We start from the raw sequence: 23,561 nt of genomic DNA on the forward strand, positions 1-23,561 counted from the left end.
GGGACGCTCTGGCGTCCCTTTTTCTTGCGAACTCGCCTATTTTGTATGAGTGGCGATGAAATAAGTCGCGCTCACCAGCACTGTTCCAAAGCCCGCGACAAACGTAAGAATTTTCCATGTCTGCGCATTCATTTCGCGCAGTACCGCGCCGATTTCTCGATGCAGGTCTTCTTTCGTGACGGAATTTGAGCGAATAACCGCCACATCTCGCTCAAGCACCGCGAGTCGTTGCTCAACCTTGTCCAGCCGCTCTTCCATGCGACCATCTTCTGGCTGACCATCGTTGGTGTCAAGCGAACGGCCCATATCGTCCTCTTAGTTCAGTTTTTGTAGCGACCTCAGGAATTTGTTGGCGTCCTGGTAGCCGATGACGCGACTGTCGGCGATTTCCTTGCCGTTGTGGTCGAACAGGATGATGCCCGGCGGTCCGAACAGGGCAAAGCGCTTGAGCAGGGCCTTGTCGGCATCGTCGTTGGCGGTGACGTCGGCCTGCAGCAGGATGGTGTTGGCGAGCTTTTCCTTCACGCGCGCATCGGGGAAGGTCAGGCGCTCCATCTCCTTGCACGACACGCACCAGTCGGCGTAAAAATCCAGCATCACGGTCTTGCCGCCGGTGTTGGCAAGGATGGCGTCGAGCTGGTCCACGGACTTGACGCGCTGAAAGACCAGGTGCTGCACCTGGCTGCCGCGCAGCTCCGCCAGCGGATCGAGCGCATCGCGCCCGCCGCTGGCCACGCCAACGACCTGCATCGCGCCCGGCACCGCGAACACCAGACCTGCCGCCATGCTGGCCCAGTTGCCCTTGCGACGCAGCAGCCAGGAGCCGTAGCCGAGCAGCAGCGTGGCCCACAGCAGCATTTGCGCCACGGCCGGCAGCAGCGGCGTCACCATCCACAGCGCCATCGCGAGCATCAGCACGCCGAAGAAGATCTTGACCGACTCCATCCACATGCCGGCGCGCGGCAGCAGCGAGCCGGCCGAGACGCCGACCAGGATGAGCGGAATGCTCATGCCGATCGCCATCGAGAACAGCGCGGCGCCGCCGATCAGCACGTCGCGGGTCTGGCTGATGTACACCAGCGCGCCGGCCAGCGGCGCGGCCACGCACGGGCCGACGATCAGCGCGGAGATGGCGCCCATCGCGAACACGCCGGCCAGCTTGCCGGACTTCTGGCGCCCGGAGGCGCCCGCCAGCCGGGTCTGCAGCGCGGCGGGCATCTGCAGTTCGTAAAAACCGAACATGGACATCGCCATCGCGACCATCAGCAGGGCAAAGCCACCCAGCACCCACGGGTTCTGCAGCGCGGCCGACAAGCCCTCGCCGACCAGGCCGGCCGCCACGCCCAGCAGCGTGTACACGATCGCCATGCCCAGCGAATACGACAGCGACAGGACGAAGCCGCGCGCCTTGCGCATTTGGCCGCCCTCGCCCACGATGATCGACGACAAGATCGGCACCATCGGCAGCACGCACGGTGTGAACGCCAGGCCCAGGCCAAGCAGGATGAAGGCCGGGACAATCGCGAGCATGCGACCACCCTGCAGGATCGAGGAAATCCCCGACAGCTCGGACTGTGTCGGCGCCGCGGCTGGCGCGGCTGCCTGCGCGAGCGCCGCGGAAGGCGCGGGCGCGCTCGCCTGGGGCGCGGCCGATGCCGGCGCTGTGCCGCCGGTGCTGTCATTGGCGCTACCGGGTGCCGTGGGCGCGGTCTGCAGCGCTGCCGCGCCCGCACCGCCGCCGGCCACCAGTTGCGCACTCGCCTCCTGCGGCGGATAGCACAGCCCCTTGTCGGCGCAGCCCTGGCCGGTGACGGTCAGGGTGAACGGCCTATTGCCCTCGACCGGAATGCGGATTGTCACGCCGTGGTGATAGGTTTCGACATCCTTGCCGAAGTTCTCGTCGAAGTGGACCTTGCCCGCCGGGATTTGCGGCGCACCGAGCGTGGCCCCTTGCGCCTTGAAGCTGAAGCGCTCGCGGTACATGTAGTAGCCGTCCGCGATGACATAGCTGACCACCGCCGTCTTCGGGCCGTCCATGCGGGCCGAGAACTTGAAGGCAACCTGGGGATCGAGGAAGTCGTCGTCAGCGCGCGCGCCCGCGGCGAGCACCAGCCCGGCAAGCAGCAGGAACACGCCGGCAAGCCAGCGAAAGGCGGAATGGGACATGGATCGTGACATGGCTTCCTGGGAAGTTGTACTGCCTAATAGAATCTTACACCGACGGCGGCGAGCCGGGTTAGGGACCGCCATGCCTGACTGTAGAGCAATAGAATTAAGCGAGCATTAGAACGAAGCAGTCAGGGCGCAAAAAACATCCGGGCGGGAATGCGCGTGTTCTTTTGACAGCAAATGCTTGGCGCGAAAAAAAACCAGGCACAAAGGCCTGGTTTTTTCAGAGCGTTGAGCAATTACTCAGCGGTCGGTGCTTCTTCGGCAGTGGTGACTTCCGGACGATCGACCAGCTCGACGAAGGCCATCGGAGCGTTGTCGCCGACGCGGAAACCCATCTTCAGGATGCGCAGGTAGCCGCCGTTGCGGGTCGCGTAGCGCGGGCCCAGTTCGGCGAACAGCTTTTGCACCATTTCGCGGTCGCGCAGGCGCGAGAACGCCAGGCGCTTGTTGGCCAGGGTGTCGGTCTTGCCCAGGGTCAGGATCGGCTCGACGACGCGGCGCAGTTCCTTGGCTTTCGGCAGCGTGGTCTTGATGGCTTCATGACGCAGCAGCGAGACGGTCATGTTGCGCAGCATGGCCAGGCGGTGGGACGAGGTACGGTTCAGCTTACGGAGGCCGTGACGGTGACGCATGGTACTTCCTTTCGAGTGTTTACATTCCAGTTCTTCGATCGATTTTATGCAAGTCGCATAAGCTCGCGGACCGGTTTTATGGGTTTAAACTCCCCGCGCACCATTGCGCGGGCAGGTACTGCATTTACTTCTTTTGGCGGTTTTTCCTCCAAAAAGGATCTGGCTCCGCCAGTCCTTTTTGGCTAAACCCAACCGAAAGTAGGGGTGTACTTTCGGTTGATTATTTTTCGAGCCCAGCCGGCGGCCAGTTCTCGAGTTTCATGCCGAGGGTCAGGCCGCGCGAAGCGAGCACTTCCTTGATTTCGTTGAGCGACTTGCGGCCCAGGTTCGGGGTCTTGAGCAGCTCGTTTTCCGAACGCTGGATCAGGTCGCCGATGTAGTAGATGTTCTCGGCCTTCAGGCAGTTGGCCGAACGCACCGTCAGTTCCAGGTCGTCGACCGGACGCAGCAGGATCGGATCGACCAGCGGCGCGCGCGACGGGGCTTCCGCGGCGGCTTCGGTACCTTCCAGGGCGGCGAACACGTTCAGCTGGTCCACCAGCACGCGGGCCGACTGGCGGATCGCCTCTTCCGGGGTGATGACGCCGTTGGTCTCGATGTTGATGATCAGCTTGTCCAGGTCGGTACGCTGCTCGACGCGAGCCGATTCCACGGCGTACGACACGCGGCGCACCGGCGAGAACGAGGCGTCCAGGATGATGCGGCCGATGGTCTTGTTGGTGTCTTCCGACAGGCGGCGCACGTTGCCCGGCACATAGCCGCGGCCCTTTTCGACCTTGATCTGCATGTCGAGCTTGCCGCCGGCGGTCAGGTGGGCGATCACGTGATCCGGGTTGATCAGTTCCACATCATGCGGCAGGTCGATGTCCGATGCCAGCACGGGGCCTTCGCCTTCCTTCTTCAGGCTCAGGGTGACGGAGTCGCGGTTGTGCACCTTGAACACCACGCCCTTCAGGTTCAGCAGCAGGTCAACCACGTCTTCCTGCACGCCGTCGAGCGACGAGTACTCGTGCACGACGCCGGCGATCGTCACTTCGGTCGGCGCGTAGCCGATCATCGACGACAGCAGCACGCGGCGCAGCGCGTTGCCCAGCGTGTGGCCATAACCACGTTCGAACGGCTCCATCACGACTTTGGCGTGGCCGGGGCCGATGGCTTCTACATCGATGATACGTGGCTTCAACAAACTATTTTGCATGAAATGTCCTTTTCAATACCCTCGGCTCGTTACACCGATAAGGCTGATGGCATTAAAGTGAAAAGCCTGCTTCGAAAGCAGGCGGTGCTACTAGCTACTCTGGTGTCGTCCCGGCGGAAGGCTCGGCGCCCCCGCCGTGACCCATGCGGCGGCTTAGCCAGCTCAGCATGGATCCCGGCCTGCGCCGGGACGACTTCGTCGCGGGGAGACCGCGACGAAGTCGATTAACGCGAGTACAGTTCGACGATCAGGGCTTCGTTGACGTCGGCAGCGATTTCGTTACGCTCCGGGAACGACTTGAAGGTGCCTTCCATCTTCTTGGCATCGACCGAGACCCAGCTCGGGAAGCCGACCTGCTCGGCCAGCGACAGCGCCTCGACGATACGGGTCTGCTTCTTGGCCTTTTCGCGCACGGCGACCACGTCGCCAGCCTTGACCGAGTACGAAGCGATGTTCACGACGTTGCCGTTCACGGTGAAGGCTTTGTGGCTGACCAGCTGGCGCGCTTCGGCGCGGGTCGAGCCGAAGCCCATGCGGTAGGCGACGTTGTCCAGGCGAGCTTCCAGCAGCTTGAGCAGGGTCTCACCGGTGTTGCCCTTGCGGCGGGCTGCTTCTGCGAAGTAGCGGCGGAACTGGCGCTCGAGCACGCCGTAGATGCGCTTGACTTTCTGCTTTTCGCGCAGCTGGTTGCCGTAGTCCGAGGTACGGGCGCCCGACTTGACGCCGTGCTGGCCCGGCTTGACGTCCAGTTTGCACTTGGAGTCGAGCGAGCGGCGTGCGCTCTTCAGGAACAGGTCGGTGCCTTCACGGCGTGCCAGTTTTGCTTTTGGTCCGATATAACGTGCCACGTTAGATACCTTTATAAATTAAAAATCACGCCCCAGAAGGTCCCGAGGACTCAACAGGCGCTAGTCCAGTTCTTCGATGAGACCGGACGTGGCTGACAATACCACCCGCGACAGGGCCGCAGGCGACAATAGCCGGGCAGTATAACCCATTTTCCAGGGCACTGCACCGGCGATCTCTCACACACAACGGTTTCGGCTTTGAGCCGATGCATCGCAGGCGATGCGCGGCGCGAGTGCAACAACACCCGGCGCCGGCAAGGCCGGCTTAGATGCGGCGACGCTTCGGCGGACGGCAGCCGTTGTGCGGCACCGGGGTCACGTCCTGGATCTCGGTGATCTTGATGCCGAGGTTGTTCAGTGCGCGCACAGCCGACTCGCGGCCCGGGCCCGGGCCCTTGATGCGCACTTCCAGGTTCTTCACGCCCTGCTCCTGGGCCACCTTGCCGGCAGCTTCAGCAGCGACCTGCGCGGCGAACGGGGTCGATTTGCGCGAGCCCTTGAAGCCTGCGCCACCCGAGGTCGCCCACGACAGGGCGTTGCCCTGGCGGTCGGTGATGGTGATGATGGTGTTGTTGAACGAAGCGTGGACGTGGGCGATGCCCTCAGCCACGTTTTTCTTCACTTTCTTGCGTACGCGAGCTGCTGCTGCGCTGCTTTGTTGCTTGGCCATGTCAGGTTCCTAGATTATTTCTTGAGAGCTTGTGCTGCCTTGCGCGGGCCCTTGCGGGTACGAGCGTTGGTACGGGTACGCTGACCACGAACCGGCAGGCCCTTGCGGTGACGCATGCCACGGTAGCAGCCCAGGTCCATCAGGCGCTTGATGTTCATGGACAGTTCGCGGCGCAGGTCGCCTTCCACGACAAACTTCGCGATTTCGTCACGCAGCTTCTCGAGTTCGTTGTCGTCCAGGTCCTTGACCTTCTTGTCGGTCGCGACGCCAGCGGCAGCGCAGATCTTCTGCGAACGCGGACGGCCGATGCCGTAGATCTCGGTCAGGCCGATGACGGCGTGCTTATGGTTGGGGATGTTGACCCCTGCAATACGTGCCATTCGTTATTTCCTCGAAATTAACCTTGACGCTGCTTGTGACGCGGCTCCACGCAGATGACGCGGACCACACCCTTGCGCTTGATGATCTTGCAGTTGCGGCAGATGCGCTTAACTGAAGCGTTAACTTTCATTTTGCACTCTCTTTCGGTTCGATTACTTGATTGTTTTACTTGGTGCGGAACACGATGCGGGCCCGCGACAAATCGTACGGCGTCAACTCCACCGTCACCTTGTCGCCCGGGAGGATGCGGATGTAGTTCATCCGCATTTTACCCGAGATATGTCCCAGCACCACGTGGCCGTTTTCCAGCTTCACGCGAAATGTCGCGTTCGGGAGATTCTCCAGAATCTCCCCCTGCATTTGGATGACGTCGTCTTTTGCCATTCGCTCTATCACCGGGTCGGAAGACCACCCTTGAAGTTTGCCTTGCGCAGCAGCGATTCATATTGCTGCGACATCACATAGTTCTGAACCTGAGCCATGAAATCCATCGTCACCACCACGATAATCAGGAGTGACGTGCCGCCAAAGTAGAAAGGCACTTTCCACTGGCTTTGCAGGAATTGTGGCACCAGGCACACCAGGGTGATGTACACCGCCCCCGCGAGGGTCAGGCGCATCAGGATCTTGTCGATGTAGCGCGCGGTCTGCTCGCCCGGGCGGATGCCCGGCACGAACGCACCGCTCTTCTTCAGGTTGTCCGCGGTTTCCCGGCTGTTGAACACCAGGGCGGTATAGAAGAAGCAGAAGAACACGATCGCCACCACATACAGCAGCATGTTGATCGGCTCGCCAGGGCTCAGCGACGCAGCCAGGTCCTTCAGGAACCCGATCACCGGGTTCGTGGTGTCCTTGCCGCGGGTGAACCAGTCGACGATCGTCGCCGGGAACAGGATGATCGACGAGGCGAAGATCGGCGGAATCACGCCGGCCATGTTCAGCTTCAGGGGCAGGTGGCTGGTTTGGCCACCGTACACCTTGTTGCCGACCTGGCGTTTGGCGTAGTTCACGAGGATCTTGCGCTGGCCGCGCTCCACGAACACCACCGCGTAGGTCACCACGGCCACCAGGGCCACGATGAAGATCGCGGCGATCGAGCTGATCGAACCGTTCGACACCAGGGTAAACAGGCTACCCAGGGCGCTCGGCAAACCTGCCGCGATACCGGCGAAGATGATGATCGAAATGCCGTTTCCAAGGCCACGCTCGGTGATTTGCTCGCCCAGCCACATCAGGAACATCGTGCCCGTGAGCAGGGTCACGACGGTGACGAAGCGGAAGCCGAAGCCGGGGTCGAGCACCAGGCCCTGCTGGGCCTCGAGCGCGACCGCGATGCCGAACGCCTGGAACAGCGCCAGTGCCACCGTGAAGTAACGGGTGTACTGGGTGATCTTCCGGCGTCCTGCCTCGCCTTCCTTCTTCAGCGCTTCCATCTGCGGCGAGACGATCGACACCAGCTGCATGATGATCGAAGCCGAAATGTAAGGCGTGATGCCAAGAGCGAACACGGCAAAGCGCGACATGGCGCCGCCCGAGAACATGTTGAACATGCCAAGGAGGCCGCCTTCGTTCTGCTTGAACAGAGCGGCAAGCCTTGCCGGGTCAATCCCGGGGACCGGGATGTGAGCTCCGATGCGGTACACGACCAACGCGCCAAGCAAGAACCACAGCCGGTTCCAGGGGAAGCCGGCTGCGGCGCTTTTACCAAGTTGTGTATTAGTCGCCAATTTGTGCTCCGATCAGGCTGGTTAGTCGCAATTACGCGACCGAACCGCCCGCTGCCTCGATCGCCGCTTTCGCGCCGGCGGTCACTTTCAGGCCCTTGAGGTTCACCGCACGGGTGATCTCGCCGGACTGGATGACGCGCACGTCACGTGCCAGGGTCGACAGGATGCCAGCTTGCTTGAGCACCAGGATGTCGACGTCGCCGACGGCCAGGGTGTTCAGGTCGGACAGGCGCACTTCGGCCTTGAAGGTGGCGTTGAGCGACTTGAAGCCACGCTTGGGCAGACGACGCTGCAGCGGCATCTGGCCGCCTTCGAAGCCGACCTTGTGGAAGCCGCCCGAACGCGACTTCTGGCCCTTGTGGCCGCGGCCGGCGGTCTTGCCCAGGCCCGAGCCGATGCCACGGCCGACGCGGCGCTTGGCGTGCTTGGCGCCTTCTGCCGGTTGAATGGTATTCAGTTCCATTGATTTCTCCTTATGCGCGCGGCTTAGTCGATTACCTTGACCAGGTAGGCGACCTTGTTGATCATGCCGCGCACGGCCGGGGTGTCCTGCAGCTCGGAAACAGAGTTCACGCGACGCAGGCCCAGGCCACGCACGGTAGCGCGGTGGTCCTGGCGGGTGCCGATCAGGCCCTTGACCAGTTTAACTTTGACGGTGTTTGCCATGATGGTTCCTCTTAGCCCAGGATCTCTTCGACCGACTTGCCACGCTTGGCGGCGATGTCGGCCGGGGTGCTCATCTTCGACAGGCCGTCGAGGGTTGCGCGCACCAGGTTGTACGGGTTGCTCGAACCGGTCGACTTGGCGACCACGTCGGTCACGCCCATCACTTCAAAGATCGCGCGCATTGCACCGCCCGCGATGACGCCGGTACCCGGCTTGGCCGGCGACATCATCACGCGCGAGGCGCCGTGGCGGCCTTCGACGCTGTGCTGCAGGGTACCGTTCTTCAGGGGCACCTTGATCAGGTTGCGGCGGGCTTCTTCCATTGCCTTCTGCACGCCGACCGGAACTTCCTTCGACTTGCCCTTGCCCATGCCGATGCGGCCATCGCCGTCACCGACAACGGTCAGCGCTGCAAAACCCATGATGCGACCGCCCTTGACCACTTTGGTCACGCGGTTGATCGCGATCATTTTTTCGCGCATGCCATCATCCGGCTTGTCGCTTGCCATTTTCGCTTGCATTTTTGCCATGACGATTCTTCCTTAGAACTTCAGACCGGCTTCACGGGCGGCTTCCGCCAGCGCCTTGACACGGCCGTGATAACGGAAACCGGAGCGGTCGAACGCTACCTCGGTGATTCCAGCTTTCAGTGCTTTCTCTGCGACGCGCTTGCCCACCAGGGCCGCGGCAGCGGCGTTGCCACCCTTGCCGGTCTGGCCAGCCAGCTCGGCGCGCACTTCGGCTTCCAGCGTCGAAGCCGACACCAGCACCTTGGCTTCCGGGCTGATCAGGTTCGCATAGATGTGCAGGTTGGTGCGATGCACCTGCAGGCGGTTCACGCCCAGCTGCGCGATCTTGATGCGGGTTTGGCGTCCGCGACGCAGACGCGATTCTTTCTTGTCCATCGTCAGCTCCGATTATTTCTTCTTGGTTTCTTTCAGCTTCACCACTTCGTCCGCATAGCGGACACCCTTGCCCTTGTAAGGCTCAGGCGAGCGGTAAGCACGCACTTCAGCGGCGACCTGGCCCACCTTCTGGCGGTCGATACCCTTGATCACGATCTCGGTCGGGGTCGGGGTAGCGGCGGTCACGCCTTCCGGCATCGCATGCAGCACCGGGTGCGAGAAGCCCAGCGACAGGTTCAGGGCGTTGCCCTGGACGGCTGCCTTGTAGCCCACGCCGACCAGGGTCAGCTTCTTCTCGAAGCCGCGGGTCACGCCGGTCACCATGTTGTTGACCAGGGCGCGCAGGGTGCCGCTCATCGCGTTCGATTCACGCGACTCGTCGACCACGTCGAAAGTCAGCGTGCCGTTGTTGTTTTCCACCTTGACCAGGCCGTTCAGCGGCTGGGTCAGCGAGCCCAGCGGGCCCTTGACCGTGATCGCGCCGGCGCTGATCGCTACGTCCGTACCGGCCGGCACGGCGATTGGCATCTTAGCTACTCGAGACATCGTCTACTCCTTAAGCCACGTAGCAAATCACTTCGCCACCGACACCGGTAGCGCGTGCTTTGCGGTCGGTCATCACGCCACGCGGGGTCGAGACGATTGCCACGCCCAGGCCGTTCATGACCGACGGGATCTCATCCTTGCCCTTGTAGATGCGCAGGCCAGGACGCGACACGCGCTCGAGGCGCTCGATGACCGGACGGCCGACGTAATATTTCAAACCGATTTTCAGTTCCGACTTGCCACCTTCGGTGGACACGGCGAAATCCTCAATGTAACCCTCGTCCTTCAGGACGTTGGCAATCGCAACTTTCAACTTCGACGACGGCATCGACACGGCGGTCTTCTGCACGCCTTGTGCGTTGCGGATACGGGTCAGCATATCGGCGATAGGATCGCTCATACTCATTGCTTGTTCTCCTATTACCAGCTAGCTTTGGTCATGCCCGGGATCTCGCCACGCATAGCGAATTCACGGAGTTTGGTACGGGCCAGACCGAATTTACGGAAAGTGCCACGGGGACGGCCGGTCAGCGCGCAACGGTTGCGCTGGCGGGTCGGGTTGGCGTTGCGCGGCAGCGCCTGCAGCTTCAGGCGGGCTTCGTAACGCTCTTCGTCCGACTTGGTCTGGTCGTCGATGATCGCTTTCAGAGCGGCACGCTTCGCGGCGAATTTCTCCACCAGGTCTGCACGCTTCTGTTCGCGGTTAATCAGTGCAAGTTTTGCCATGTTCTTAGTTCCGGAACGGGAATTTGAATGCGGCGAGCAGCGCTTTGGCTTCTTCGTCGGTCTTAGCGGTGGTGGTGATCGAGATGTTCAGGCCACGCAGCGCGTCGATTTTGTCGTAATCGATTTCCGGGAAGATGATCTGCTCTTTGACGCCGATGTTGTAGTTGCCGCGGCCATCGAACGAACGGCCGTTGACACCACGGAAGTCACGCACGCGCGGCAGGGCCACGGTGATGAAGCGGTCCAGGAATTCGTACATGCGGGCGCCGCGCAGGGTCACCATCGTACCGATCGGGTAGCCTTCGCGGATCTTGAAGCCGGCGATCGCCTTGCGGGCCTTGGTCACGACCGGTTTCTGGCCGGCGATCTTGGTCAGGTCGCCGGTGGCGTGCTCGATGACCTTCTTGTCGGCCACCGCTTCGCCCAGACCCATGTTCAGGGTGATCTTGGTCAGGCGCGGCACTTCCATGATCGACTTGTAACCGAACTTCTCGGTCAGCTCGCCGACGACTTTGTCTTTATACAGTTGTTGGAGACGGGCCATTGTGTATTACCCTTTCACTACTTCGCCGTTCGACTTGAAGACGCGGACTTTTTTGCCGTCCACCGTCTTGAAGCCCACGCGGTCTGCCTTGCCGGTCGCAGCGTTGAACAGAGCAACGTTCGACACGTGAATCGGCATGGTCTTATCGACGATACCACCAGTAACACCGGTCATCGGGTTCGGCTTGACGGCCTTCTTGGCCACGTTCACGCCTTCGACGATGACGTGCTCGGCGTCCACGCGCTGCTGCACGACACCGCGCTTGCCCTTGTCCTTGCCGGCCAGGACGACGACTTCGTCGTTTTTACGAATCTTATCCATTGCGATCCCCTTACAGAACTTCCGGTGCCAGGGACACGATCTTCATGAACTTCTCGGTACGCAGTTCGCGCGTGACCGGTCCAAAGATACGGGTACCGATCGGCTCCAGCTTGTTGTTCAGCAGGACAGCGGCGTTGCCGTCGAACTTGACCAGGGAGCCGTCCTGGCGGCGCACGCCCTTGGCGGTACGCACAACCACGGCGTTGTAAATTTCACCTTTTTTCACACGGCCGCGCGGCTGGGCCACCTTCACGGTGACCTTGATCACGTCGCCAATGCTCGCGTAACGGCGCTTGGAGCCGCCCAACACCTTGATGCACAGAACTTCTTTCGCACCGGTGTTGTCGGCCACTTCGAGCCGGCTTTCAGTTTGAATCATAGTATTTTCTTTCCCAACTTAAGCCGAAGAAACCCCACGACAGCGTCGTGGGCCTGCGGTCAGTCTTGGTCCCGCCGTCCGCCCTCATTGCAAGCGCGTCCGTTTGGGTGATTGGACTTTCCAATAACTTCGTTGCAGGCCGCGGCGATCGCGGGGACCACTGCGGCAACACATGAACGAAGCCCGCTAGTATGTCACATACCAGCGGGCCCCGCAAGACTAATTTTTGGGCGGCTTAGATAACCTGTGCTACCTGCACAACACGGGTCACGCTCCACGCCTTCGTCTTCGAGATCGGGCGACCTTCCGAGATCTCGACCGTGTCGCCGGTCTTGGCCTGGTTGGTCTCGTCGTGCGCGTGGTACTTGTTCGAGCGCACGATGATCTTGCCGTACAGCGGGTGCTTGACGTGACGCTCAACCAGTACGGTCACCGTCTTGTCCATCTTGTCGGACACGACCTTGCCGACCAGCGTGCGCTTCAGCGCCGTTTTAGTGGTGTCGTTCATTTGGCTTCCTTCTGGTTCATCACAGTCTTCACACGCGCGATGTCGCGGCGGACTTTCTTGAGCTGCGCGGTGTTGGTCAACTGCTGCGTCGCGATCTGCATGCGCAGGCCGAACTGGGCCTTGAGCAGGTCGCTCAGTTCTTTCTGCAGCTCGTCTGCGCCTTTGCCGCGGAGTTCACTAGCTTTCATATTCAACTCCTGTTATTGGCCGACCTGGCGCACCACGAAGGTGGTTGCCAGCGGCAGTTTGGCAGCGGCCAGGCGGAACGCTTCGCGCGCCAGTTCTTCGGCGACACCGTCCATCTCGTACAGGACCTTGCCTGGCTGGATCTCGGCGACGTAGTACTCCGGGTTACCTTTACCGTTACCCATACGGACTTCGGCCGGCTTGTTCGAAATCGGCTTGTCCGGGAAGATACGGATCCAGATCCGGCCGCCACGCTTGATGTGACGGGTCATGGCACGACGCGCTGCCTCGATCTGGCGCGCGGTGATACGGCCGCGGACGGTCGCTTTCAGGCCGAACTCGCCAAACGAGACCGCGGTGCCGCGGTCATGCGAAATGCCGGTGTTGCGGCCTTTCTGCTCTTTACGATACTTTCTGCGGGATGGCTGCAGCATCTTTATTCTCCTGCTTTGTCAGCAGCCGGCTTGGCAGCGCGGCGGCCTGCTGGTGCGGTTGCCGGCTTGGCGCCCGGGCGGCCACGGCCAGCCGGTTTGCCGTCGTCGCGGCGCGGGCCGCGCGGCTTCTTCTCTTCGGCCGGGGTCTCGATCACCGGTGCTTCGCCGGTAGCCGAGCGGTCGCCCTTGTAAACCCAGACCTTGACGCCGATGATGCCGTAGGTGGTCGAGGCTTCGCTGGTGCCGTAGTCGATGTCGGCGCGCAGGGTGTGCAGGGGCACACGGCCTTCGCGGTACCATTCGGTACGGGCGATCTCGATGCCGTTCAGGCGGCCCGACGACATGATCTTGATGCCCAGGGCGCCCAGGCGCATCGCGTTCTGCATCGCGCGCTTCATGGCGCGGCGGAACATGATGCGCTTCTCGAGCTGCTGCGAGATCGAGTCGGCGATCAGTTGCGCGTCGATTTCCGGCTTGCGGATCTCTTCGATGTTCACGTGCACCGGAACACCCATGATCTTGGTCAGCGACGACTTCAGAACTTCGATGTCCTCGCCTTTCTTGCCGATCACGACGCCCGGACGCGAGCTGAACACGGTGAAGCGCGCGTTCTTGGCCGGACGCTCGATGACGATGCGGCCCACCGAAGCGTTCTTCAGTTTCTTCTTCAGGAAGGCACGGGCTTCCAGGTCTTCCTTCAGCATTTCTGCGAAGTTGCCGTTGCCCGCGTACCAACGCGAAGCCCAGTTACGGGTTACTGCCAGGCGAAAGCCAGTCGGGTGAATCTTCTGTCCCATCGTGTGACCCCTTAATTGCCGACAGTCACGTAGATGTGACAGGATTGTTTCGAAATGCGATCACCGCGGCCTTTGGCACGTGCCGTAAAGCGCTTCAGGATCGGACCCTTTTCGACGTAGATCTGGGTGACTTTCAGCTCGTCGATGTCGGCGCCGTCGTTGTGCTCGGCGTTCGCGATGGCGGACTCCAGCACTTTCTTGACGATGGCCGCGCCCTTCTTCGGGCTGAACTGCAGAATGTTGAGCGCAGCGTCAACTTTCTTGCCACGGATCAGGTCTGCAACCAGGCGGCCCTTCTGTTCCGACAGGCGCACGCCCTTGAGGATAGCTTTAGTTTCCATTATTTCTTCGCCTTCTTGTCAGCGGCGTGGCCCTTGAACGTGCGGGTCAGCGCGAACTCGCCGAGCTTGTGACCAACCATGTTCTCGGAAACGTACACCGGTACGTGCACCTTGCCGTTGTGGACAGCGATGGTCAGGCCGATGAAGTCCGGCATGATCGTCGAACGGCGCGACCAGGTCTTGATGGGCTTCTTGTCCTTGGTCGACTGTGCGGTCTCGACCTTTTTCATCAGGTGGGCGTCGCAGAACGGCCCTTTTTTCAGTGAACGAGTCATCTAGATCCCCTTATTTCTTACCACGGCGCGAGACGATCATCGAAGACGTGCGCTTGTTCGAACGCGTCTTCTTACCCTTCGTCTGCTGGCCCCAAGGCGACACAGGATGACGACCGGCAGCCGTACGACCTTCACCACCACCGTGCGGGTGGTCGATCGGGTTCATCACCACACCGCGAACGGTCGGGCGGACACCGCGCCAGCGCATTGCACCAGCCTTACCAATCTTGCGCAGGTTGTGCTCGCCGTTGCCGACTTCGCCAACCGTGGCGCGGCACTCGATGTGCACGCGGCGCACTTCACCCGAGCGCAGGCGCACCTGGGCGTAGGTCCCTTCACGTGCCATCAGCACGACGCCGGCACCGGCGGTACGCGCCATCTGCGCGCCCTTGCCAGGCAGCATTTCGACGCAGTGCATCGTGGTACCGACCGGGATGTTGCGGATCGGCAGGCAGTTGCCCGACTTGATCGGCGCTTCCGAGCCGTTCTGGACCACGTCACCCACGGCCATGCCCTTGGTGGCGATGATGTACTTGCGATCGCCGTCGGCGTAGCACACCAGCGCGATGTGGGCGCTGCGGTTCGGGTCGTACTCGATGCGCTCGACCTTGGCGGGGATCCCGTCCTTGTTGCGCTTGAAGTCGACCACACGGTAGTGTTGCTTGTGGCCACCGCCGATGTGGCGGGTAGTGATGTGGCCGTTGTTGTTACGGCCAGCAGTTTTCGATTTCTTCTCGACCAGGGCGGCGAACGGACGACCCTTGTACAGGTCGGCGTTGACCACCTTGACCATGCCGCGGCGGCCTGGCGAGGTCGGCTTCATCTTAACGAGTGCCATTATTTAGCCTCCTCGACGAAATTGATTTCCTGGCCCGGCTTCAGGCACACGAACGCGCGCTTGGTGTGGTTGCGACGGCCGATGAAACGGCCCGAGCGCTTGACCTTGCCTTCGCGGTTCACGGTCTGCACCGATTCCACTTCCACCTTGAACAGCAGTTCGACGGCGGCTTTGATCTCCGGCTTGGTCGCGTCCGGCAGGACCTTGAACACGATCTGCTCGGCCTTTTCAGCGACGAAGGTCGCCTTCTCGGAAATGACCGGAGCCAGCAGCACCTTCATCAGGCGCTCTTCGCTAAATTTGATTGCGGCGCTCATGCGTACATCTCCTCGATCTTGGCCAGCGCACCCTTGGTGACCAGGACTTTCTTGTAGAACACCAGCGACATCGGATCGGCGTGCTTCGGCTCGACAACCAGCACGTTCGGCAGGTTGCGCGAGGCCAGCAGCAGGTTCTCGTCGAGGTTATCGGTGATCACCAGCACCGAGTCCAGGCCCATGCCCTGCAGCTTTTGCGACAGCAGCTTGGTCTTCGGGGCTTCCACGGACAGGTTCTCGATCACGGACAGACGGTCTTCGCGGGCCAGCTGGGAGAGGATCGAGCAGATACCTGCACGGAACATCTTCTTGTTGACCTTGTGCGAGAAGTTCTCTTCCGGCGAGTTCGGGAAGATACGGCCACCGCCGCGCCACAGCGGCGACGACGACATACCGGCACGCGCACGGCCGGTGCCCTTCTGGCGCCACGGCTTCTTGGTGGTGTGCGAGACTTCTTCGCGATCCTTCTGCTTGCGGTTGCCGCTGCGTGCGTTGGCAGCGTAGGCGACCACGATCTGGTGGATCAGCGCTTCGTTGTAGTCGCGGCCGAACACGGTGTCGGCGGCGGCGACGGCGGCGCCAGCCTGGCCTTGCTCATTCAGGAGCTTCAGTTCCATCGTTTACGCTCCTTTCTGTGCTTTGGCTTTGACGGCGGGCTTGACGACCACTTGGCCGTTCTTTGCGCCAGGGACCGCGCCTTTGACCAGCAGCAGCTGGCGTTCGGCGTCGATGCGAGCGATTTCCAGGTTCTGGGTGGTGACAGTGACGTCACCCAGGTGACCGGTCATGCGCTTACCCGGGAACACGCGGCCCGGATCCTGCGCCATACCGATCGAGCCCGGCACATTGTGCGAACGCGAGTTACCGTGGGTAGCACGGCCGGAGGCGAAGTTGTAGCGCTTGATGGTACCGGCGTAGCCTTTACCGATCGAGGTGCCTTGCACGTCGATTTTCTGGCCGACTTCGAACATCGAAACGTTGATGGTGTCGCCGGTTTTGAGTTCGGCAGCTTTAGCGGCGTCGACGCGGAATTCCTTCAGCATCGTGCCGGCTTCGACGCCAGCTTTGGCGTAGTGACCCGCAGCGGCCTTGTTCACGCGCGAGGCGCGACGCTGACCGAATGCGACCTGAACAGCGGCGTAGCCGTCAGTTTCAGGAGTTTTTACTTGCGCAACACGGTTGTTCGACACGTCCAGCACGGTGACAGGGATCGAATCCCCGTCATCCGTGAAGATGCGCATCATGCCAACCTTGCGACCGAGGAGGCCCAGGCTCATTTTTTCTCCATTCCCACCTACGATTGGGCGGGGCTAGTTCAACTACTAAAAACGTACGGACCCAAAAAAGACGAATCCATACCGAAGCCGGCTAGTATAGCCCGCAGAAGGACTTGACGCAACAAGTAATTTGGAGGTATGTCGGGTTAACGCACGCAATGCCTGCCGGCCGTGCGCGCCAGCCGACAGCGGGCCGGGCAATCCCCCCACCCGGTGGGGAATCGTGCGCCGGCCCCGCCAACGCGTGGGCGCATGATGTTAGATTGGTAGTCCCGGGCCGCTGCCCACAACCACCCACGCACACCAATGAAACCGATCATCGTATCGCTGCTGGCCATCGCGGCCGGCCTGGCCGCGCCCGCTCAGGCCCAGGACAAGAAACAGGCAATCGAAGGCTACAAGGACATGTGCATGCAGGCGGCCAGCATGCCCAAGCCCTACGGCGAGTACGACCTGAAGGGCAACCCCAAGCTGGACGCCTACTGCGGCTGCTTCGGCGCGCAGTTTGCCGAGAGCGTCATGAAGGTGGACCCGAAGGCCAAGCCGCCCACCGCCGACGAGGCCACCAAACGCGACCTGACTATGCGCAACACCTGCCGCCAGAAGCTGGGGCTGCCACTGGCCAAGTAAGACGATGCGCTCCGATACCGGCTTCCCGCTCGACGGCGGCTGCGATTGCGGCCATATCCGCTACCGCATGCATCGCAACCCGCTGTTCGTGCATTGCTGCCATTGCCGGTGGTGCCAGCGCGAGACCGGCTCGGCCTTCGTGCTCAACGCCATGATCGAGGCCGACCATGTTGAGTTGCTGCACGGCGCGCCGCAGGTGGTCAACACGCCTTCCGCCAGCGGCAAGGGTCAGATGATCGCGCGCTGCCCGCACTGCCTGATCGCGCTCTGGAGCCATTACTCGAGCAATGGCCCGCTGCTGCGCTTCGTGCGCGTGGGAACGCTCGACAACCCCGACGCGCTGCCGCCCGACATTCACATCTATACGGCGTCGAAACAGCCGTGGGTGGTGCTGCCGCAAGGCGCGCCTGTCATGGCCGAGTATTACGATCGGGACCAGTACTGGCCAGCCGAGAGCCTGGCGCGCAGGGCGGCGCTGCTACCGAGGATCGAGGCCTGGAAGAACTCCCAGGAACATCCAGGAAGCTGAGCACGCATGCTCAGAGGAAGGGAACTGGTGGGCGGTGCAGGATTCGAACCTGCGACCCCTTGGATGTCGACCAAGTATTCTAACCAGCTGAACTAACCGCCCGGGGACCGGCATTATAAATAGGTATTGCCTGGTTGTGCAACTGCCACACGAAAGAAATTGCAGATGCGGCCGCGCCAGGCCGCCCGCCGCCATAAAAAAAGCCGGAGCGCTCGCGCGCATCCGGCTTTTTTGCGTCGGCGGCCGGGCCGCGACGGATTACTGCAGTTTGATTTCGACGTCCACGCCAGCCGGCAGGTCCAGCTTCATCAGCGCGTCAACGGTCTTGTCGGTCGGGTCCACGATGTCCATCAGGCGCTGGTGCGTACGGATTTCGAACTGGTCGCGCGAGGTCTTGTTCACGTGCGGCGAACGCAGCACGTCGAAACGCTGGATGCGGGTCGGCAGCGGGACCGGGCCCTTGACCACTGCGCCGGTGCGCTTGGCGGTATCGACGATTTCCAGGGCGGACTGGTCGATCAGCTTGTAGTCGAACGCTTTCAGGCGGATGCGGATTTTTTGATTCGGAGCGGACATTACTATTCCTTAAAGAACGAACCGCGCAGCAGGGACTCGCGGCAATAAAAAAACGCAGCCGGGGGACCGGATGCGCAGCAGGGTCAGTATCGTAACACGGTTTCGTGCCCGAGGTATACCTTCTTGTCGGCTTCTGTTGCGTTTGCCACCGGGTGTCAGCGGATCCGGGTCGCCATGGTCGAGCGGCCGCGGGTGGCCAGGAACCACGGCTTGCAGCGCATCCCCGCCACCAGGCCGGCAGAACAGTCGAGCTCGGTCTTCGCTTCGCCGCGGCGGGCGAAATGGTCGTACAGCGACATCGCGTAGGCGTCCAGCGGCCGCTCCGACAGGACGATGGTCGCGCTGCGGAATTGCTTCTGGGCGCTTGCCGCATCCGGTACCCGGGGGCCGGCCGCGGCGATGATGTCGGCCACGCGGATCGGCGTGATGTCGGCGGCGGCCAGCGCCTGCCCGGCGCGTATTTCCAGGTTCTGGTCTTTCAGCGCGAAATACTCGGGCACCTCGGCGGCGCTCGCCAGGCCCATCAGGTACAGCTCGAGCATGTTGAAGGTGGTCAGGTCCCCCGGGTTTGGCTCGCCGACGACGTAGCCGCCGTTGCTGTCCGGCGCAAAACTGTACAGGTACTGGCCGCCCTGCGCGCTGGGCGGGATGCTGAAACCCATCACATTGATCGCCACGCTGCCCTTCGGCCAGTGCGGCGTGCCGCCCGCCAGCGGCGCGTTGGGCAGATAATTGATCCACTGGTGTCCCGTTTCGTGCAGGAAGCCGACGCCGCCGTGGTCGAAGAAGGCGGACAGCGGGAACACGTTGTAGCCCATCAGCCTGGCTGCGCTGCCGAAGGTGGCGCCCACGTCCATGCGCTGGGCGCCGATGCCCGACACGGCATTCCTGACCATGCCGTGGTGGCGGTTGTCGCGCACGCCGTCCACCAGGACGATGTTCAGGAAGTCGAACTGGTCGGGGTGGGTCGTGTAGAAGCGCCTGGCCCAGAACGCGGGGTCCAGGCTGGCCAGCTGGTCGGACCGGGCCAGGTAGCTGACGACGTAGTCGGTTTCCTGCCCAAGATCGACCGGATACAGCTGGGCATTGCCGATCGCGGCCGTCCACACCTCCGCAAACACGTTGTAGGTGGCATCGGCGCCGGCGACCCGCAGCGCGCCGACGTACGGCCGGTTGACCCACTCCGGCTTGTTCTGTGCCAGCACGGTCGCGGCCGGCAACTGCACGGTCCAGATGCCATCATCTGCGGTCCTGTCGCCGCCGGCACCATCGTCGCGCAGCGGATAGGGCTTGCCGTCGATGGTCAGGGTGGCTGCGGTGGTCTTGCCGCTGACCTGGGCCTCGAACAGCACCGGCTCGGCCTGGGTCTCCGGAATGACGTAGGGGCTCCAGCGCTGGCGCAGCACGGTCGGCGGCGTTACGGCTGGCGCCACTGGGCCGCCGTCGGCGCTGGCATCGACCGAAATGGGCGGCGCGATGCGCCCGCCACAGGCGGCGAACGTGCCAAGCGCACCCGCCAGGACGAGCGGGGCGATGCGGTTGCGGGTAAGCGAGCGGTGAGCCAAGAGAGTCTCCTTTGTCCGGCTGTAACTACAGGTCGGCGCAAAGGATAGGGCTTTTGGTTGTGCCGGGCAACGGCGTTTGCCCGTGGGGAGAACACTTGCCCCACCGGTGGGGGGGCAAAAAACAAATGCCGGGCAAGCCCGGCATTTGTAGAGAGAACGGGCAGCGTGCGCCGCCCGTGCAGATCGTCTTAGGCGATGATCTTGGCGACCACACCTGCGCCGACGGTACGGCCACCTTCGCGGATTGCGAAGCGCAGGCCTTCTTCCATCGCGATCGGGGCGATCAGCTTGACGGTGATCGACACGTTGTCGCCCGGCATGACCATTTCCTTGTCGGCCGGCAGCACGATCGAACCGGTCACGTCAGTGGTACGGAAGTAGAACTGCGGACGGTAGTTGTTGAAGAACGGGGTGTGACGGCCGCCCTCGTCCTTCGACAGCACGTACACTTCGCCGGTGAACTCGGTGTGCGGCTTGATCGAACCCGGCTTGGCCAGCACCTGGCCACGCTGGACTTCTTCACGCTTGGTGCCGCGCAGCAGCAGGCCGACGTTGTCGCCAGCTTGACCCTGGTCCAGCAGCTTGCGGAACATTTCGACGCCGGTCACGGTGGTCTTCACGGTGTCGACGATACCGACGATTTCGATCTCTTCGCCGACTTTGATGATGCCGCGCTCGACACGACCGGTCACCACGGTACCGCGGCCCGAGATCGAGAACACGTCTTCCACCGGCATCAGGAAGGTACCGTCAACAGCACGTTCCGGGGTCGGGATGTAGCTGTCCAGTGCATCGGCCAGCTTCATGATGGCCTGCTCGCCCAGCTCGCCGGTGTCGCCTTCCAGCGCCATACGTGCCGAACCCTTGATGATCGGCAGGTCGTCGCCCGGGAACTCGTACTTCGACAGCAGCTCGCGCACTTCCATTTCGACCAGTTCCAGCAGTTCTGCGTCGTCGACCAGGTCGCACTTGTTCAGGAACACGATGATGTACGGAACACCCACCTGGCGAGCCAGCAGGATGTGCTCGCGGGTCTGCGGCATCGGGCCGTCAGCAGCGGAGCAGACCAGGATCGCGCCGTCCATCTGGGCGGCGCCGGTGATCATGTTCTTGATGTAGTCAGCGTGGCCCGGGCAGTCAACGTGGGCGTAGTGGCGGTTCGCGGTTTCGTACTCGACGTGCGCGGTGTTGATGGTGATGCCGCGTGCCTTCTCTTCCGGAGCGGCGTCGATCTGGTCGTAGGCTTTCGCTTCGCCGCCGAATTTCTTCGACAGAACGGTGGCGATTGCTGCGGTCAGGGTGGTCTTGCCGTGGTCGACGTGGCCGATGGTGCCGACGTTGACGTGCGGCTTAGTCCGCTCGAATTTTTCCTTTGCCATTTTGATCTTCCTTTAAAAGACGATGTACTTGGTGTTGTTTTTCAAAGGAGGCAGGACGCCAGTCCTGCCCCCCCGATTTCATTACTTGGCTTTCGCGGTGACGATTGCGTCGATCACGTGCTTCGGAGCTTCGGCGTAGTGCTTGAACTCCATCGTGTAGGTCGCGCGGCCCTGGGTCGCCGAACGCAGCGAGGTCGAGTAGCCGAACATTTCCGACAGCGGGACTTCGGCCTTGATGATCTTGCCGCCGCCGCCCGGGATTTCGTCCATGCCCTGCACCATGCCGCGGCGGGACGACAGGTCGCCCATCACGGTACCGGCGTAGTCTTCCGGCGTTTCCACTTCCACGGCCATCATCGGCTCGAGGATGACCGGGTTGGCTTTACGGCAGCCTTCCTTGAATGCCATCGAGCCAGCCATGCGGAACGCGTTCTCGTTCGAGTCCACGTCGTGGTACGAACCGAAGGTCAGGGTGACCTTCACGTCCACCACCGGGTAGCCAGCCAGCACGCCGGTGGTCAGGGTCTCGCGCACACCCTTTTCCACTGCCGGGATGTACTCGCGCGGCACCACGCCGCCCTTGATGGCGTCCACGAACTCGAAGCCTTTGCCCGGCTCCTGCGGTTCGATCGACAGCACGGCGTGGCCGTACTGGCCGCGGCCGCCCGACTGCTTGACGAACTTGCCTTCGACGTCGGTGACGGCCTTGCGGATGGTCTCGCGGTAAGCCACCTGCGGCTTGCCGACGGTCGCTTCCACGCCGAATTCGCGCTTCATGCGGTCAACGATGATCTCCAGGTGCAGCTCGCCCATACCACCGATGATGGTCTGGCCCGACTCTTCGTCGGTGCGCACGCGGAACGACGGGTCTTCCTGTGCCAGGCGGTTCAGCGCCAGGCCCATTTTTTCCTGGTCGGCCTTGGTCTTCGGCTCGACTGCCTGCTGGATCACCGGCTCCGGGAACACCATCTTTTCCAGGATGATCGGAGCGGCCGGGTCGCACAGGGTTTCACCGGTGGTCGCTTCCTTCAGGCCGACGGCTGCGGCGATGTCGCCTGCGCGCACTTCCTTGATCTCTTCGCGCTGGTTGGCGTGCATCTGCAGGATACGGCCGACGCGCTCTTTCTTGCCCTTGATCGGGTTGTACACGGTGTCGCCCGAGTTGATCACGCCCGAATACACGCGGAAGAAGATCAGCTGGCCGACGAACGGGTCGGTCATGATCTTGAATGCCAGCGCCGAGAACTTCTCGTCGTCCGAAGCTTTACGCTCGGTCGGCTCGTCCTCTTCGGTGGTGCCCTTGACCGGCGGGATGTCGACCGGCGACGGCAGGTACTCGATCACGGCGTCGAGCATGGCCTGCACGCCCTTGTTCTTGAACGCGGTGCCGCACATCATCGGCACGATTTCGCCGTTGATGGTACGGGCGCGCAGCGCCTTCTTGATCTCTTCTTCGGACAGGTCGCCCTCTTCGAGATACTTGTTCATCAGGTCTTCGGTCGCCTCGGCAGCGGTCTCGACCAGCTTTTCGCGCCATTCCTTGGCCTGCTCGAGCAGCTCGGCCGGCACGTCGCGGTAGTCGAATTTCATGCCCTGCGACGCGTCGTCCCAGTAGATCGCCTTCATCTTGACGAGGTCAACCACGCCCTGGAAGTTGTCTTCGGCGCCGATCGGGATCTGCAGCGGAATCGGGTTGGCCTTCAGGCGCGCGCGCATCTGCTCGTACACCTTGAAGAAGTTGGCGCCGGTACGGTCCATCTTGTTGACGAATGCCAGACGCGGCACCTTGTACTTGTTAGCCTGGCGCCACACGGTTTCCGACTGCGGCTGCACGCCACCCACGGCGCAGTAGACCATGCAGGCGCCGTCCAGCACGCGCATCGAACGCTCCACCTCGATGGTGAAGTCGACGTGGCCCGGGGTGTCGATGATGTTGAAGCGGTGCGGCTGGAAGTTGTTGGCCATGCCCTTCCAGAAGCAGGTCGTCGCTGCCGAGGTAATGGTGATGCCGCGCTCTTGCTCCTGCTCCATCCAGTCCATGGTAGCGGCGCCGTCGTGCACTTCACCAATCTTGTGGTTCACGCCGGTGTAGTACAGGATACGCTCGGTGGTGGTCGTCTTACCGGCGTCGATGTGAGCGGAGATACCGATGTTACGGTAGCGCTCGATGGGGGTAGTGCGTGCCATAAATTTT

Annotated in this window: 36 protein-coding genes and 1 tRNA gene; 2 read left to right on the forward strand and 35 right to left on the reverse strand. The window is 62.1% G+C overall.

The genetic code is table 11. The features are described 5' to 3' along the window. Positions 1 to 36: 36 nt before the first annotated feature. The 30 genes from NX773_RS21605 to rplC form a co-directional block, all read right to left on the reverse strand. A complete protein-coding gene (locus tag NX773_RS21605) occupies positions 37 to 306 on the reverse strand; it encodes a hypothetical protein (protein ID WP_258858336.1) in 270 nt (89 codons plus the stop codon). A gap of 9 nt (positions 307 to 315) precedes the next feature. Then, positions 316 to 2,166, reverse strand: coding sequence for a protein-disulfide reductase DsbD (dsbD, locus tag NX773_RS21610; protein WP_258858337.1), 1,851 nt, complete (start codon positions 2,164 to 2,166; stop codon positions 316 to 318). Between the two features lie 242 nt (positions 2,167 to 2,408). Further along, on the reverse strand, positions 2,409 to 2,804 hold the full coding sequence (gene rplQ, locus NX773_RS21615) for a 50S ribosomal protein L17 (protein ID WP_258823169.1): 396 nt from the start codon (positions 2,802 to 2,804) through the stop codon (positions 2,409 to 2,411). Positions 2,805 to 3,024: 220 nt separating this feature from the next. After that, positions 3,025 to 4,002: a DNA-directed RNA polymerase subunit alpha gene (locus NX773_RS21620; protein WP_258823168.1), complete on the reverse strand. Its 978-nt coding sequence runs from the start codon at positions 4,000 to 4,002 to the stop codon at positions 3,025 to 3,027. Between the two features lie 224 nt (positions 4,003 to 4,226). Further along, positions 4,227 to 4,850, reverse strand: a complete 624-nt coding sequence (rpsD, locus tag NX773_RS21625) for a 30S ribosomal protein S4 (protein ID WP_258823167.1) — start codon at positions 4,848 to 4,850, stop codon at positions 4,227 to 4,229. Positions 4,851 to 5,115: 265 nt separating this feature from the next. After that, positions 5,116 to 5,520, reverse strand: a complete 405-nt coding sequence (rpsK, locus tag NX773_RS21630) for a 30S ribosomal protein S11 (RefSeq protein WP_258811892.1) — start codon at positions 5,518 to 5,520, stop codon at positions 5,116 to 5,118. A gap of 14 nt (positions 5,521 to 5,534) precedes the next feature. After that, entirely contained in the window at positions 5,535 to 5,900 is a 366-nt protein-coding gene (rpsM, locus tag NX773_RS21635) for a 30S ribosomal protein S13 (RefSeq protein WP_258823166.1), read from the reverse strand. A 17-nt stretch (positions 5,901 to 5,917) separates the two neighbouring features. Further along, positions 5,918 to 6,031: a 50S ribosomal protein L36 gene (rpmJ, locus tag NX773_RS21640; protein WP_005663407.1), complete on the reverse strand. Its 114-nt coding sequence runs from the start codon at positions 6,029 to 6,031 to the stop codon at positions 5,918 to 5,920. A gap of 35 nt (positions 6,032 to 6,066) precedes the next feature. Then, complete coding sequence (gene infA / locus NX773_RS21645) at positions 6,067 to 6,285, reverse strand: translation initiation factor IF-1 (protein ID WP_005663428.1); 219 nt, start codon at positions 6,283 to 6,285, stop codon at positions 6,067 to 6,069. 8 nt (positions 6,286 to 6,293) lie between these two features. Continuing rightward, positions 6,294 to 7,628, reverse strand: a complete 1,335-nt coding sequence (secY, locus tag NX773_RS21650) for a preprotein translocase subunit SecY (RefSeq protein WP_258823165.1) — start codon at positions 7,626 to 7,628, stop codon at positions 6,294 to 6,296. Positions 7,629 to 7,659: 31 nt separating this feature from the next. Next, on the reverse strand, positions 7,660 to 8,091 hold the full coding sequence (gene rplO, locus NX773_RS21655) for a 50S ribosomal protein L15 (protein ID WP_258823164.1): 432 nt from the start codon (positions 8,089 to 8,091) through the stop codon (positions 7,660 to 7,662). 23 nt (positions 8,092 to 8,114) lie between these two features. Next, positions 8,115 to 8,294, reverse strand: coding sequence for a 50S ribosomal protein L30 (rpmD, locus tag NX773_RS21660; protein ID WP_258823163.1), 180 nt, complete (start codon positions 8,292 to 8,294; stop codon positions 8,115 to 8,117). An 11-nt stretch (positions 8,295 to 8,305) separates the two neighbouring features. Further along, complete coding sequence (gene rpsE / locus NX773_RS21665; RefSeq protein WP_258823162.1) at positions 8,306 to 8,824, reverse strand: 30S ribosomal protein S5; 519 nt, start codon at positions 8,822 to 8,824, stop codon at positions 8,306 to 8,308. A 12-nt stretch (positions 8,825 to 8,836) separates the two neighbouring features. Further along, positions 8,837 to 9,199 (reverse strand): 50S ribosomal protein L18, encoded by a 363-nt coding sequence (rplR, locus tag NX773_RS21670; protein WP_135191940.1) that lies wholly within the window; start codon positions 9,197 to 9,199, stop codon positions 8,837 to 8,839. Between the two features lie 12 nt (positions 9,200 to 9,211). Continuing rightward, on the reverse strand, positions 9,212 to 9,745 hold the full coding sequence (rplF, locus tag NX773_RS21675) for a 50S ribosomal protein L6 (RefSeq protein ID WP_258858338.1): 534 nt from the start codon (positions 9,743 to 9,745) through the stop codon (positions 9,212 to 9,214). A 10-nt stretch (positions 9,746 to 9,755) separates the two neighbouring features. Then, positions 9,756 to 10,151, reverse strand: a complete 396-nt coding sequence (gene rpsH, locus NX773_RS21680; RefSeq protein WP_258823160.1) for a 30S ribosomal protein S8 — start codon at positions 10,149 to 10,151, stop codon at positions 9,756 to 9,758. Positions 10,152 to 10,165: 14 nt separating this feature from the next. Continuing rightward, complete coding sequence (gene rpsN / locus NX773_RS21685; protein WP_258823159.1) at positions 10,166 to 10,471, reverse strand: 30S ribosomal protein S14; 306 nt, start codon at positions 10,469 to 10,471, stop codon at positions 10,166 to 10,168. Positions 10,472 to 10,475: 4 nt separating this feature from the next. Further along, complete coding sequence (rplE, locus tag NX773_RS21690; RefSeq protein ID WP_258823158.1) at positions 10,476 to 11,015, reverse strand: 50S ribosomal protein L5; 540 nt, start codon at positions 11,013 to 11,015, stop codon at positions 10,476 to 10,478. A gap of 6 nt (positions 11,016 to 11,021) precedes the next feature. Next, entirely contained in the window at positions 11,022 to 11,336 is a 315-nt protein-coding gene (gene rplX / locus NX773_RS21695; protein WP_258858339.1) for a 50S ribosomal protein L24, read from the reverse strand. Positions 11,337 to 11,346: 10 nt separating this feature from the next. Beyond that, positions 11,347 to 11,715, reverse strand: coding sequence for a 50S ribosomal protein L14 (rplN, locus tag NX773_RS21700; RefSeq protein WP_258823156.1), 369 nt, complete (start codon positions 11,713 to 11,715; stop codon positions 11,347 to 11,349). Positions 11,716 to 11,950: 235 nt separating this feature from the next. After that, complete coding sequence (rpsQ, locus tag NX773_RS21705) at positions 11,951 to 12,223, reverse strand: 30S ribosomal protein S17 (protein ID WP_258823155.1); 273 nt, start codon at positions 12,221 to 12,223, stop codon at positions 11,951 to 11,953. Next, complete coding sequence (gene rpmC / locus NX773_RS21710; RefSeq protein ID WP_258823154.1) at positions 12,220 to 12,411, reverse strand: 50S ribosomal protein L29; 192 nt, start codon at positions 12,409 to 12,411, stop codon at positions 12,220 to 12,222. The genes rpsQ and rpmC overlap by 4 nt, the downstream gene beginning before the upstream one ends. Positions 12,412 to 12,423: 12 nt before the next feature. Then, positions 12,424 to 12,843, reverse strand: coding sequence for a 50S ribosomal protein L16 (gene rplP, locus NX773_RS21715; RefSeq protein ID WP_258811905.1), 420 nt, complete (start codon positions 12,841 to 12,843; stop codon positions 12,424 to 12,426). Positions 12,844 to 12,845: 2 nt separating this feature from the next. Further along, positions 12,846 to 13,640: a 30S ribosomal protein S3 gene (rpsC, locus tag NX773_RS21720; RefSeq protein ID WP_258858340.1), complete on the reverse strand. Its 795-nt coding sequence runs from the start codon at positions 13,638 to 13,640 to the stop codon at positions 12,846 to 12,848. 11 nt (positions 13,641 to 13,651) lie between these two features. Next, on the reverse strand, positions 13,652 to 13,984 hold the full coding sequence (rplV, locus tag NX773_RS21725; protein WP_258858416.1) for a 50S ribosomal protein L22: 333 nt from the start codon (positions 13,982 to 13,984) through the stop codon (positions 13,652 to 13,654). Then, positions 13,981 to 14,256 (reverse strand): 30S ribosomal protein S19, encoded by a 276-nt coding sequence (gene rpsS, locus NX773_RS21730; RefSeq protein WP_258858341.1) that lies wholly within the window; start codon positions 14,254 to 14,256, stop codon positions 13,981 to 13,983. The genes rplV and rpsS overlap by 4 nt, the downstream gene beginning before the upstream one ends. Positions 14,257 to 14,266: 10 nt before the next feature. Then, positions 14,267 to 15,094 carry a 50S ribosomal protein L2 gene (rplB, locus tag NX773_RS21735; protein WP_258823151.1) on the reverse strand — a complete coding sequence of 276 codons (828 nt, stop codon included), beginning with the start codon at positions 15,092 to 15,094 and terminating at the stop codon, positions 14,267 to 14,269. After that, the gene (gene rplW, locus NX773_RS21740; protein ID WP_258823150.1) at positions 15,094 to 15,411 is read right to left on the reverse strand and encodes a 50S ribosomal protein L23; all 318 of its coding nucleotides are present in this window, start codon (positions 15,409 to 15,411) and stop codon (positions 15,094 to 15,096) included. Before rplW ends, rplB begins: the two co-directional genes overlap by 1 nt. Further along, positions 15,408 to 16,028 (reverse strand): 50S ribosomal protein L4, encoded by a 621-nt coding sequence (gene rplD, locus NX773_RS21745; RefSeq protein ID WP_258823149.1) that lies wholly within the window; start codon positions 16,026 to 16,028, stop codon positions 15,408 to 15,410. Before rplD ends, rplW begins: the two co-directional genes overlap by 4 nt. Positions 16,029 to 16,031: 3 nt before the next feature. Then, positions 16,032 to 16,688, reverse strand: coding sequence for a 50S ribosomal protein L3 (gene rplC, locus NX773_RS21750; protein ID WP_258823148.1), 657 nt, complete (start codon positions 16,686 to 16,688; stop codon positions 16,032 to 16,034). 306 nt (positions 16,689 to 16,994) lie between these two features. Here rplC and NX773_RS21755 point away from each other — a divergent pair, with 306 nt between their 5' ends. Both NX773_RS21755 and NX773_RS21760 read left to right on the forward strand, forming a co-directional pair. After that, positions 16,995 to 17,318: a hypothetical protein gene (locus NX773_RS21755; RefSeq protein WP_258858342.1), complete on the forward strand. Its 324-nt coding sequence runs from the start codon at positions 16,995 to 16,997 to the stop codon at positions 17,316 to 17,318. A gap of 4 nt (positions 17,319 to 17,322) precedes the next feature. Further along, positions 17,323 to 17,847 carry a GFA family protein gene (locus NX773_RS21760; RefSeq protein WP_258858343.1) on the forward strand — a complete coding sequence of 175 codons (525 nt, stop codon included), beginning with the start codon at positions 17,323 to 17,325 and terminating at the stop codon, positions 17,845 to 17,847. 25 nt (positions 17,848 to 17,872) lie between these two features. On the opposite strand, the gene NX773_RS21765 is transcribed toward NX773_RS21760, so the two are convergent. The 5 genes from NX773_RS21765 to fusA all read right to left on the reverse strand — a co-directional run bounded on the left by NX773_RS21765 (position 17,873) and on the right by fusA (position 23,554). After that, positions 17,873 to 17,949: transfer RNA gene (locus NX773_RS21765), tRNA-Val, on the reverse strand. A gap of 156 nt (positions 17,950 to 18,105) precedes the next feature. After that, on the reverse strand, positions 18,106 to 18,423 hold the full coding sequence (gene rpsJ, locus NX773_RS21770) for a 30S ribosomal protein S10 (RefSeq protein ID WP_005663509.1): 318 nt from the start codon (positions 18,421 to 18,423) through the stop codon (positions 18,106 to 18,108). A gap of 155 nt (positions 18,424 to 18,578) precedes the next feature. Then, positions 18,579 to 19,988 carry a choice-of-anchor X domain-containing protein gene (locus NX773_RS21775; RefSeq protein ID WP_258858344.1) on the reverse strand — a complete coding sequence of 470 codons (1,410 nt, stop codon included), beginning with the start codon at positions 19,986 to 19,988 and terminating at the stop codon, positions 18,579 to 18,581. 188 nt (positions 19,989 to 20,176) lie between these two features. Then, positions 20,177 to 21,367, reverse strand: a complete 1,191-nt coding sequence (gene tuf, locus NX773_RS21780) for an elongation factor Tu (protein WP_258823144.1) — start codon at positions 21,365 to 21,367, stop codon at positions 20,177 to 20,179. Between the two features lie 81 nt (positions 21,368 to 21,448). Further along, on the reverse strand, positions 21,449 to 23,554 hold the full coding sequence (gene fusA / locus NX773_RS21785) for an elongation factor G (RefSeq protein ID WP_258858345.1): 2,106 nt from the start codon (positions 23,552 to 23,554) through the stop codon (positions 21,449 to 21,451). Positions 23,555 to 23,561: the final 7 nt, after the last annotated feature.

This window comes from Massilia solisilvae (assembly GCF_024753215.1).
Taxonomy (GTDB): Bacteria; Pseudomonadota; Gammaproteobacteria; order Burkholderiales; family Burkholderiaceae_D; genus Telluria; species Telluria solisilvae.